At 41.1% G+C, this 12,172-nt stretch carries 11 protein-coding genes; all 11 read right to left on the reverse strand.

What is annotated here, in order from left to right; genetic code table 11:
* Window positions 1–8: 8 nt before the first annotated feature.
* A complete protein-coding gene (locus QMA12_RS06160) occupies window positions 9–278 on the reverse strand; it encodes a K+/H+ antiporter subunit F (RefSeq protein WP_087530710.1) in 270 nt (89 codons plus the stop codon).
* The gene (locus QMA12_RS06165; protein ID WP_290209579.1) at window positions 272–808 is read right to left on the reverse strand and encodes a Na+/H+ antiporter subunit E; all 537 of its coding nucleotides are present in this window, start codon (window positions 806–808) and stop codon (window positions 272–274) included. The genes QMA12_RS06160 and QMA12_RS06165 overlap by 7 nt, the downstream gene beginning before the upstream one ends.
* Window positions 808–2,325, reverse strand: a complete 1,518-nt coding sequence (locus tag QMA12_RS06170) for a monovalent cation/H+ antiporter subunit D (protein ID WP_290209580.1) — start codon at window positions 2,323–2,325, stop codon at window positions 808–810. Before QMA12_RS06170 ends, QMA12_RS06165 begins: the two co-directional genes overlap by 1 nt.
* Window positions 2,322–2,669 (reverse strand): Na+/H+ antiporter subunit C, encoded by a 348-nt coding sequence (locus QMA12_RS06175; protein WP_064667620.1) that lies wholly within the window; start codon window positions 2,667–2,669, stop codon window positions 2,322–2,324. Before QMA12_RS06175 ends, QMA12_RS06170 begins: the two co-directional genes overlap by 4 nt.
* A complete protein-coding gene (locus QMA12_RS06180; RefSeq protein ID WP_290209582.1) occupies window positions 2,669–5,461 on the reverse strand; it encodes a monovalent cation/H+ antiporter subunit A in 2,793 nt (930 codons plus the stop codon). The genes QMA12_RS06175 and QMA12_RS06180 overlap by 1 nt, the downstream gene beginning before the upstream one ends.
* A gap of 212 nt (window positions 5,462–5,673) precedes the next feature.
* Complete coding sequence (locus QMA12_RS06185) at window positions 5,674–6,816, reverse strand: hypothetical protein (protein ID WP_290209583.1); 1,143 nt, start codon at window positions 6,814–6,816, stop codon at window positions 5,674–5,676.
* Window positions 6,817–6,868: 52 nt separating this feature from the next.
* Window positions 6,869–7,747 (reverse strand): lipoprotein NlpI, encoded by an 879-nt coding sequence (gene nlpI, locus QMA12_RS06190; protein ID WP_290209584.1) that lies wholly within the window; start codon window positions 7,745–7,747, stop codon window positions 6,869–6,871.
* Between the two features lie 134 nt (window positions 7,748–7,881).
* On the reverse strand, window positions 7,882–10,008 hold the full coding sequence (gene pnp / locus QMA12_RS06195) for a polyribonucleotide nucleotidyltransferase (protein WP_290209585.1): 2,127 nt from the start codon (window positions 10,006–10,008) through the stop codon (window positions 7,882–7,884).
* A gap of 350 nt (window positions 10,009–10,358) precedes the next feature.
* Window positions 10,359–10,628: a 30S ribosomal protein S15 gene (rpsO, locus tag QMA12_RS06200; protein WP_016707659.1), complete on the reverse strand. Its 270-nt coding sequence runs from the start codon at window positions 10,626–10,628 to the stop codon at window positions 10,359–10,361.
* 107 nt (window positions 10,629–10,735) lie between these two features.
* Window positions 10,736–11,686 (reverse strand): tRNA pseudouridine(55) synthase TruB, encoded by a 951-nt coding sequence (truB, locus tag QMA12_RS06205; protein WP_290209587.1) that lies wholly within the window; start codon window positions 11,684–11,686, stop codon window positions 10,736–10,738.
* Window positions 11,686–12,093: a 30S ribosome-binding factor RbfA gene (gene rbfA / locus QMA12_RS06210; protein WP_087530718.1), complete on the reverse strand. Its 408-nt coding sequence runs from the start codon at window positions 12,091–12,093 to the stop codon at window positions 11,686–11,688. Before rbfA ends, truB begins: the two co-directional genes overlap by 1 nt.
* Between the last annotated feature and the right edge of the window lie 79 nt (window positions 12,094–12,172).

A 12,172-nucleotide genomic window follows, 5' to 3' on the forward strand; every position in this document is an offset into this window, starting at 1 on the left:
CAATTACCTTATTCAATTATATCGCCGCGTAGCAAATATTTACATACTGCGACTGTGCTGACAAAACCTAACATAGCAATGAGTAAAGCTGCTTCAAAATACAGCCCAGTTCCCATATTCATACCATACAGTATGATCAAAGCAATAGTATTTATATACATAGTATCAAGCGCCAAAATTCTATCAGGGACTGAAGGACCAACAACAAGCCGCCATAAATTAAGTAATAGCGATAAACCAATCATTGCAAAGACGATTAAAAATACCGTTTCTAACATTGAAAAATCTCCTTAAGCGGTGCTTCATAACGCTTTTTGATTGTGTCAATCAACTCTTGCTCATCGGCTAAATCTAAAACATGGATCAATAAATAACGTTGTGTAGGCTCTTCCCCCTCAGGAAGTGACTCAGGGATAGGGTAAACCTCTGCACTTACAGTACCTGGGGTGAGCGAAACCGTACTTGCCAGTATAGTAATTGGCATTTCATGACTTAAGTCCAGTGGCACTTTGACAAAGGCTGGACGTAGGTTTTTAACTGGCCCGAGAATCAACAGTGCCACTTGCATGTTAGCAGTCACAATATCGTAAAGCACGAGTAATAACTGTTTAATCGCAAGTCCTGGTTTAATGATAAGCGGTTGCGGCTCGCGAAACGGAAACGTAATAATAGGAATAAAAAAAGCAAATAATGTTGCCAGCACTAAGTGTCCAGGCGACACACTGTTGTTAAGCAACAACCAAACAACAAACAATAGGAGGCTGCGAAATGGTGTTGGCAACCAGCGAAAACGGGATTCTAAACGCATTATAAACCTCCCTTAAGCACGGTATTTATACTTGTACTAATATCATGTAATTGAGTAGCAGCAGCAATCATATATTCGCTGATTGGGCCGCCAAAAATAACCATTAATGGCGAACCTGCCAATAAGCCTATTACTGCAATTACTTGCACTGGTTTAGCATTACCATCGTTTGGGTGTTCACGGTCTTGGTGCTTACGTTCCCAAAATAAACTGGTTCCTGCTCGTGTTAATGCAACAAGCAAAGCAAAACTAGCAATCAAATACACCGGCCAAAATACTAAAGCTCGTTCGCTGTCTAAGGTTGTTTTCAAAATCCAAATTTTACCGACAAAACCAGATAAAGGCGGCATGCCCACTACCGCAAGTGCAGCAATAATAAAGCATGTTCCTAATAATACTGGTTGTGCTACACCTCGCCCTGGAGCCAATCTGTCAGCCACTTTTCCACGCTGATGGGATATTAAGTCAGCTAATAAAAACAGTGCCGCACATACCAATGTAGAGTGAACTAGGTAATAAAGGAGTGCAGCTGTTGCGCTAACATGCTGTATAGCCACTAAAGCAACCAAGGTGCCTACAGATACAATGACAAGGTTGGCTGTGAGCTTACGTAAGTCTTGTGCAGCAAGCACACCAATAGCACCAATAACAATGGTTGCTATTGCTAACCCCCAAAGCCAAGGCTGCGCCATATGATTTAAGAGTCCAGCGTTTTCACCAAATATAACTGTGTAAACACGTAACATAGCGTACACGCCTACCTTAGTCATAATCGCAAATAAAGCAGCAACTACCGGCATTGCGCTAGCATAGGTATTAGGTAACCACAAATGAAGAGGTAATAACGCCCCTTTTAAGGCAAACACAACCAGTAATAACAAACCACCAATCTTAGCAAGATATACGTCATCCCCTTGTAGTTGCGCAACTTTAAGTGACATATCGGCAATATTTAACGTACCCAATACACCATATAAAATCCCCAAAGCGATTAAAAAGACACTTGAACCGATTAAATTTAAAATAACGTATTGCAAAGCAGCACGGGTTTTATGTTTATCGCCCGCATGCATCAGTAAGGCATATGATGCAATTAGCAAAACTTCAAAGAAAACAAATAGATTAAATAGATCGCCTGTTAAGAACGCACCATTCACACCTAACACGAGAAAGTGTACTAGTGGATGAAAAAAGCTGCCTTTTTCATCATCACCTACACTGCTATATAGGGCCACTGCTAAAGCTAAAAATGAGGTTAAAGCTACCATTAACACTGATAATAAATCCGCTACCAGCACAATACCAAACGGGGCTTGCCAATCACCAATGGCATATACTATGGGGCCATTTTTATAAACACTAATTAATAGCGCGACACTTACACAGGCAGTGATGATTGACATGACAATCGAGACCACCCGACGAATTGGAATACTTTTACCACACGGAGGCATTAACAAAAGTATTGCTGCCAGCATAGGGAGCAATACAGGCCATGAAGCTATATGCTGAATCATCTGTGCTCCTTGTTATTACTTTTAACAAGGTGGCCATCGACATGGTCGTTACCTAAATCAGCACGGCCACGTATAGCTAAAATAACCACGAATGCGGTCATAGCAAACCCGATAACTATGGCGGTCAAAACCAAAGCTTGCGGTAAAGGATCTGCATAATCAGCACCAGTACCCAATACCACTGCTTTATTAATTGTTAAGCGTCCAGCTGAAAATAAAAACAAGTTTACAGCATAGGAAATCATGGTCAGCCCCAGTACAACAGGAAAAGTACGAGCTCGTAGGAGCAAGTAAATACCACAAGTCACTAATACACCTACACACGATGCGTATAACAGTTCCATTAAATATTTACCTCTTCTTTTGGTGCATCTGCTGTCAGCTTGCCAAGGCTAGCTAAAATCATCAGCGTAGCGCCAACAACCGTTAAATACACACCTAAATCAAATATAATGGCACTTGCCAGCTCAGTTTTACCAACAAATGGGATATCAAAGTAGTCGAACCATGTGGTTAAAAACGGTCGACCAAACGCCCAACTACCTAGCCCTGTAAACATAGCAATAGCAATACCTGATGCAATAATTTTGCGGTAATTTACATCAAAGCGGGAGGTGATCCACACCGAGCCGCGAGCCATATACTGCAAAATAAATGCAATAGACGTCACTAGCCCTGCAATAAAGCCTCCACCTGGTAAATTGTGACCTCGTAAAAAGATATAGGCCGATACTAATAAAGCCAAAGGTAATAAACTCTGCGAAATGCTCGATAATAGTATCGGGTAGCGCTCACGAGCCCACGGACGCCCTTCACTATCACTGGCAGGCATAAACAGCGGTAAATTAGCAAGTAACTTATAAATACCCAGAGCAGCAATACCCAATACCGTGATTTCACCTAGCGTATCAAAGCCCCTAAAATCGACTAAAATAACGTTTACAACGTTAGTCCCCCCACCGCCTGTTTTAGCATTGGCAACAAAGAAATCCGAAATTGATTCAAGCGGACGAGTAAGTAACGCATAACAAATACTCGCGACCACGACCCCCACAGCCGAGGCAATACCTAAGTCACGTAAAATACGTAAAGAGCTTGACTCTTTTGGCGTACGTTGAGGTAAGAAAAACAATGCCAACATAAGCAGTATGACCGTCACTACTTCTACCGTTAATTGGGTTAATGCTAAGTCAGGCGCAGAGAAACGAGTGAAGGCAACAGATACCATTAAGCCCACTATTGATATCATTAATAATGATACCATGCGTGAGCGATGCCAAAGTACAGTGCTGATAGCACCTATAATTAATAAACCAGCACCTATTGCATTATGAAAATCAATTGGCGTACTTGGTGCTGTGCCTGCTAATGCACCCATTTCAAATAACGGCCAACCTGCACACAGCAATACAACTCCCAGCATTATTACTATATAGCGCTGTAATGAGCCATTTTCTGTGCTTTGGATTTTATCTTGGCTCCACTTAATAACACTATAAAGAACTCTTTCAAATGTCTTTTTAGCATTAAATGCCGGTAGAGATGCCTGAAATTGAAATAAGTGTTTGCGTTGAATATAAATAAACACACCACATGCAGAAGCAATAAAACTCATTAATAAAGGCAAGTTAAAACCATGCCAAATAGACAATTTAAACTCAGGGGTTGCATCACCGAGCACAGCAAGTGACGCTGCTGATAGAATACCATCCACTACAAAGTTCGGAAACATACCCACTAATAAGCACAGCACTACTAATATTTCGATAGGTACTCGCATATAGCGTGGCGGCTCATGTGGTGTTTTTGGTAAATCAATTGGGTCGCCGTTAAAGAAAACGTCATGAATGAAACGAGCTGAATAGGCAACAGAAAACGCAGCGGCCAACGTAGCCAGCACTGGAATTAACCAAGACATAGAACCCAGCACCTGCTGGTGTAAAGTTTCAGCAAAAAACATTTCTTTTGACAAGAAACCGTTTAACAGTGGCACACCCGCCATCGCTGCAGCAGCAACCATCGCCAAAGTCGCAGTATATGGCATAAACCGCCACATACCATTGAGTTTACGCATATCACGAGTACCGGTTTCATGATCAATAATACCCGTTGCCATAAACAGTGATGCTTTAAACGTGGCGTGATTGATTATATGAAAGATAGCAGCAACTGTAGCAAGCTCTGTATCTAGGCCTAATAATAAAGTGATTAAGCCAAGGTGGCTAATTGTCGAGTACGCTAAGAGCCCCTTTAGATCATGTTTAAATAAAGCAATGTAAGCACCCACTAATAATGTTGCCAAACCGGTCATCGCTACTAGAATAAACCAGGTGTCGTTACCCGCAAGCGCTGGATGAAAACGCGCCATTAAGAAAATACCCGCTTTCACCATGGTTGCCGAGTGCAAATAAGCACTTACCGGTGTTGGTGCAGCCATGGCATGAGGTAACCAAAAATGGAATGGGAATTGAGCGGATTTAGTAAACGCACCTAATAATACTAATACTAAAGCAAGTTCATACAAATCATGTGATTGAATTAATACACGACTAGCTAAAATGGTATCAAGGTTATAACTACCAACGATATCACCCAGTAACAATAAACCACCCAGTAGCGCCAAGCCGCCAGCACCGGTAACCGCAAGCGCCATACGTGCACCTTTACGCGCTTCGGATTTATGCCACCAATAGCTGATCAATAAGAAAGAGCTTATACTGGTTAGCTCCCAAAACAGCCATAATTGAATAACATTATTAGACATAACAATACCGAGCATTGCAGTCATAAACAGCATTAAATAACTATACAGTTTTGGCATAGAGTCGTTACTACTTAAATAATAACGCGTATAGAAAATAACGAGTGAGCCTATGCCTAAAATCATAAAAATGAATAGCAGGCTTAAACCATCTAAACGAAATGCGATCTCCATGCCCAATGCCGGGATCCAATTAAGGGTATAACGGATTGTTTCTCCACTTAATACGGCTGGGGTATGGTAAATTGCAATCGCTAACGCACACAAAGGTGCCATTAAGGTCAGGCTCGTGGTTTGATTACGAGATAATTTGCCGGTGCATGAAGAAATAACACTGCCAATTAAGGATAACAAGGGTATCCAGAGCAAAGTCATAATGAGGAACCTTTTAAAGTCATAAGAATATCAATACGCTAATAGTTAATTTTAGTTGTGTACTGGTCATTGAAATGGTTTTTAATTCAGCTTAAATGAATATTATATATAGGTATAGTTATACTGACTGAGGGACATTTTGTCTATAGCAAGCCTCCCTACCTGCTGATATTTTAGACTAATTTAACGTCAATTTAATAATATAAACAACTTTACTCACTGATATGATTATTCGTCATTTTGTCAATAAAACTCACCGTTTCCGACAGTTTGCTAAAATAATCGACAAAACGTAATGGTTGATTGTCTTTACTCTTTATTTGCTTCGACCAGAGTGCTTTGTATTGCGCTGATAAAGTAACCTGCTGATATTGCATAATTGACCAATTTTTACTGGGTTTATACGCTTTTATTTTACCTTGGCAACTTTGGCTTAAATGCCAACCCTGCGGAGGTGAAATACCATTAGCAATAAATAAGTTTGGTGCTACATAGCCTGTTTGTTTGCATAACCATGCTTGTTTCGCTATTGGCAGAGCATATTCATCTTCAAAGCCATCAAAGTGCATTAGTTCATGCAAAAAAAGCCCATAGTGGCTTTGCGAACCCAATTGCATTATACCCGAGCGCACATTGCCTTTACCATTTCGCGGCATCATTACAATAAAATCAAAATCACGGGGCCACTCTACCTTGTTTATAAACTGTTCCCAGTTACAAGCGGCTGCTTTTATCGGGTTGGTTTGGCACTCTATTGAATCACCTAAGTACACTGGCGTAGAAAAACAAAAACTATTGCTAGCTGGTTGTGGTGAAAGCAGATGTTTTTGTTTAAAAGTGTTTAACTTAGTTAACCCTTCAAGATGATTGCTCAACATAAGTACATTGTAGCTACACCGCTGTTCTGCAACTTGGCTGTGTGTAAATAAAGCAATCCCCGTGCGTTTAGCAAACTCGCTAGAAATAGATTCCTTGGGGTAGCTTAGGTGTAACTTTAAAGTTTCAAGCGCATCAGAGATAGGTATTAAACCTTGCTTTGCAAGCAGTTCTAGCTCCGCCCAGCGCTTTTGTTTTACAAGTAATTGAGCTAGTTGTTCACGTTTATTAGCTGGTTGCTGAGTAACACTTAACTGCCAAAATAACTTGGCTTTATCCGCGTGCGATTGCCTTAATAATACAAGCGCCCAGTTAAATTGCGCATTAGCAAAACCATTCAGTGCAAGCGCTTTGACAATTGGCTGCGGAAAACTTGAAAGGGAATTATTAAAAACACGAGGGAATTGATTATAGCCCGCAATAGCAGATTTGGCATCCGAGAGGCCTAGCCACAGAGCTAACTTAGCGTTGTGGTTCACTGAGCCTGTTAGTAAGTAAAGGCTCAGTAATAAACCACAAAGAAGCCGAGTGTTAACTCTGGTTATCACCAGCCATTAACTCAAGCTCAAGGCGAGCATATTTATACTCTACAAATTCATGAACATTAGTCGCTAAAGCGAGGCGAAAAAAATCTGCTGCTTCATAATCCAAGCCACGCGCTTGATACATCTTCGCCAAATAAAAATAGGCTTCACATAATCGCTGGGCGTATTCTTCATTTGAGCTGATCCCTTCCCCAATACTCGATAAAAAGCTTTGCTCACTCATATCACCTAAATATAAAGATATAAGGCCATACGCCCATTGTGTCTCATCAAGCCCTTGCGCTTTGGCTTTTAAGTCAATCAGTGCCTGCTCAGAATTATCGTGAGATTGCGCTAAATAAAGCCATAACACGCGATATGGATCGCTAGGTGCTCGCTGTAAAAACTCAGTTAAATCAGCGGTTGCTAAAGTAGGTCTATCGCCGTAGTACAAAGCAATACCACGGTTTAAATACGCATATTCATGCTGTTCATTAAGTTCAAGCGCTGAGTCAAAAAATTCATACGCTTTTTCATACTGCTGCATCAGTGTGTGGTGAATACCTAAAAAGTTATATACTTCAGCTAAATCAGGTTTCATTTGTACGGCACGGTTAAAATCGATACGCGCTAAGGTAGCCATACCTAAGCTATCAAATAACACGCCGCGGTCATAATAAAGCTTCGCTTGCTGCTCTTTAGATAAATCTGTGCGGTTTAATAATTCAGAATAACGCGCAATGGCAATTTCACTTCTAAAATCAGAAGCTAAAGGCGCAGTGAAAGGTACATTGATAATAGGAGTCGGCTTCGCTGGCGTGGTAGATTGACATGCACTTAAAGACAATAAAGCCACTGTTGCAAACGCTACATGTTTAAAAATCATTAAAATCCTTAATACCTCAAAAGTAAGCAATATAGACAAGCTGTAAATAAAGAGGTTTCATTAAAGCATAAAAAAAGGGGCTAAACAGCCCCTTTTTATGCAATCCAGTAATTAACTGGACTAAATATCAACAATTAAGCGTCAGATGGCGCATCAGCTGCAGGTGCTGCTGATTCCATAGCTTCTTTAATGCTTAAACGTACGCGACCTTGACGATCTACTTCTAGTACTTTTACTTTCACTTCTTGGCCTTCGCTAAGGTGATCAGATACATTGTTAACGCGCTCAGTGCTGATTTGAGAAATATGCACTAGACCATCTTTACCAGGTAAAATGTTAACGAACGCACCAAAATCAACGATACGTACAACTTTACCTTGGTAGATAGTACCCACTTCTAGTTCAGCTGTTAATTGCTCAATACGTGTGATTGCATCTTGTGCGCTCATGCCGTCTGTTGCAGCAATTTTAATTGTACCGTCATCTTCGATTTCAATCGTTGTACCAGTCTCTTCAGTAAGTTGACGAATTGTAGCGCCACCTTTACCGATAACTTCAGCGATTTTCTTCGCAGGGATCTTCATCGTGTAAATACGCGGAGCAAACTGAGAAAGCTCTTCAGAAGGTGCAGCAATTGCTTCGTCCATTACACCTAGAATGTGTAAACGTGCCGCTTTTGCTTGCTTAAGCGCAATCTGCATGATCTCTTGCGTGATACCTTCAATCTTGATATCCATTTGCAATGCAGTGATACCGTTTGATGTACCCGCAACTTTAAAGTCCATGTCACCTAAGTGATCTTCATCGCCTAAGATGTCAGAAAGAACAACAAACTTCTCGTCTTCTTTAACTAGACCCATCGCGATACCCGCAACAGACGCTTTAATTGGTACACCTGCATTCATAAGTGCTAGTGACGTACCACATACAGATGCCATTGAAGATGAACCATTTGATTCTGTGATTTCAGATACAACACGGATTGAGTAAGGGAACTCAGTAAGTGTAGGCATTACAGCTGAAATACCACGCTTAGCAAGGTTACCATGGCCGATTTCACGACGCTTAGGAGAACCAACAAAACCAGTTTCACCTACGCAGAACGGAGGGAAGTTGTAGTTAAGCATGAAGTGGTTTTTATGCGTGCCAGTTAAATCGTCGATTAACTGTGAATCACGTTCTGTACCAAGTGTAGCAGTAACAAGTGCTTGAGTTTCACCACGGGTAAAGATAGCAGAACCGTGAGTACGCGGTAATACGCCAGTCATTACGTCAAGAGCACGGATCATATCTGGTTCACGACCATCGATACGTTTTTCACCAGCAGTGATGCGGCCACGTACGATTTTCTTCTCTAATGAACCGAATACTTTACCTACTTCTTGCTTATCAAGTGTTTCGTCTTCAGCAAGCTCGCTCGTAAGTGCTTCAATAACAGCGTCTTTTGCTGCAGTTAATGCTTCTTTACGCGCTACTTTATCAGTGATGCGGTAAGCTTCGCCTACTTTATCAGCCGCTAAAGAGGCTACTTTCTCTTCAAGAGTTACGTTTTTCTCAGGTGCAGTCCAATCCCATGTAGGCTTGCCTGCTTCTGCTTTGAATTCGTTGATAGCGTTGATGATAGCTTGAGATTGCTCATGACCATAAACAACCGCACCTAGCATAACATCTTCAGCAAGAACGTCTGCTTCTGATTCAACCATAAGAACTGCGTTATCAGTACCTGCAACAACTAAGTCTAATTGGCTTTCTTCAAGCTCTTTTAGTGTTGGGTTAAGTACGTACTCATTGTTGATATAACCAACACGCGCTGCACCAATTGGGCCGCTGAATGGAATACCAGAGATAGCAAGTGCTGCTGAAGTACCAATCATCGCAACCATGTCTGGTTGGATTTCAGGATTAACAGAAACAACCGTTGCAATAACTTGTACTTCGTTTACGAAACCATTTGGGAAAAGAGGACGAATTGGACGGTCAATAAGACGTGCAATAAGTGTTTCGCCATCGTTAGGACGACCTTCACGCTTTAAGAAACCACCAGGGATACGACCCGCAGCGTACATACGCTCTTGGTAGTTAACTGTTAGTGGGAAAAAATCTTGACCTGGTTGTGCTTCACGCTTACCAACAACAGTCACTAATACTGACGTGTCGCCGATGCTTGCTAATACTGCGCCGTCAGCTTGACGAGCGATTGCACCTGTTTCTAGGGTAACTGTGTGTTGACCTAGTTGAAATTCTTTAATAATTGCTTGCACTTAAAATATCCTTTAAATCTGAATAAGTGTTCCATCAAAGTACCAATTACAGTACATAATTGTATTCAGTTGGAAATCAATTAAGTACTACAATTGGCAATGATGTTTTGTAAGACATTAAACCTTTTTAATGTCGGGCATAGTATATACCAAAGCCACATAAAAATGCGAGTCTAGCGACTAGATAATACAGACTCTTGATGTCACTTTGCTTACACGCATAGTCTATAAGTTATGATGGGGATTTAAGCTTGCTTTTCAAGCGTTTTAGGATAAAAACAGCAAAACCTGAGACAAATTTCAGGCACAAAAAAAGGAGCTAAGAAGCTCCTTTTTATGAAATCTAGTTCTTAGCGACGTAGGCCAAGCTCTTGGATTAACGCAGTATAACGTGCAATGTCTTTACCTTTAAGGTAATCAAGCAGTTTACGGCGAGTGCTTACTTTACGAAGCAGACCACGACGTGAGTGGAAGTCATGCTTGTGATCAGCAAAGTGACCTTGAAGCTTGTTGATATCGAAAGTTAAAAGTGCAACTTGTACTTCAGGTGAACCAGTGTCGCCTTCTGCACGTGCGAATTTTGCGATGATATCGATTTTTTCTTGATTGCTTAGTGACATAGTAACTCCAAAAATAAATGTAAAAGGTGCCTTAGCCGATCACTAATTCAGCCAAAACGATTAAGCGGGCGTATTCTACCAGCTTTAGTAATAACTACAAGATAAACTTAGTCTGTGTTCTGTTGCTGATTCGATAAACCGCGTTTAGACTTTAAGTGCCCATCAGGGTTTCGCTCACCCGTGCCAATAAACACACCATCAGCCAGCACTTTTATAGGTCCCTCAGGTAACACTGTGCCCAATACAACAGCTTGACCATGACTAAACGACATGCCCTGCTCTTGAGTTATCTTAACAACCGGTAAATCAACCAGTGCTGTATCCATAGGCAATAGCAGCTCATCAAGATAACTCGAAGGCGTAAGTTCTTCAGCCTTAGCTTTTGCTAACAATGCTTCAAGCTGCTCAAGCGAGACCATTTTATCTGCAGGGTAATGACCAACAGCCGAGCGATGCAACATAATGACATGTGCACCGCAGCCTAGGTTTTCACCTAAATCATCCACAATAGTACGTATATAAGTACCCTTAGATACATGAGCGGTCATTTGTACTTCGTTGTTCGCTTTATCAAACTCATCAAGCGTTAAACTAAATACATTGATTTTTCGACATTTACGTGGGACTTCAATACCTTCACGCGCATATTTATACAAAGGTTTACCTTCATATTTAAGCGCTGAATACATTGACGGGTATTGATCAGACTCACCTAAGAATTTGGCAATTTCTTGCTCTAGCAATTCTTTTGTCACGTTTACATCACGTGTTTCAACCACTTCACCATCAGAATCTGATGTAGTTGTGCGCTCACCTAGTTTTGCTCGTACCACATAGGTTTTATCTGTATCGAGTAAAAACTGGGTAAACTTGGTCGCTTCACCAAAGCAAATCGGCAACATTCCTGTGGCTAAAGGGTCAAGTGCCCCGGTATGCCCAGCTTTTTGTGCAAAATAAATACCTTTTGCCTGCTGTAAGGCTCTGTTCGATGAAATACCTTGTGGTTTGTTTAACAACAAAATGCCATCAATCGGACGGCCCTTACTGCGTCTTGCCATTAGTCTTTAGTGCCTTCTTCGCTGTCGTTTTCGTCATCTACGTGTTTAGCATTATCTTCACGGATAACTGAATCTACTAAGTTAGAGATACGCATCCCTTCCATTAGTGAGTTATCAACCACGAATTTAAGCTCAGGCATAATGCGAGCACGAATACGCTTACCTAATAACGAGCGAATATACCCAGTCGCTTCATTAAGTACTTTGGCACTTTGCTTAGCGGCGTTTTCATCTTCAGTATTAAATACCGTGATAAATACTTTGGCATAAGACAAGTCACGTGATACTTCAACGGCCGATACCGTCACCATGCCTAAACGTGGATCTTTAATTTCGCGTTGTAATATAACAGCAATTTCTTTTTGAATTTGCTGAGCAACACGATCAGTGCGAGAAAATTCTCTCATTGTTCTTTACTCTAATTTTATAACTTATTGAGAAACAAGAATAAGTTAATTTAATAATGGATACACAAATGGGGGCTGA

The sequence above is a fragment of the Pseudoalteromonas sp. APC 3893 genome (genome assembly GCF_030408095.1).
GTDB lineage: Bacteria > Pseudomonadota > Gammaproteobacteria > Enterobacterales > Alteromonadaceae > Pseudoalteromonas.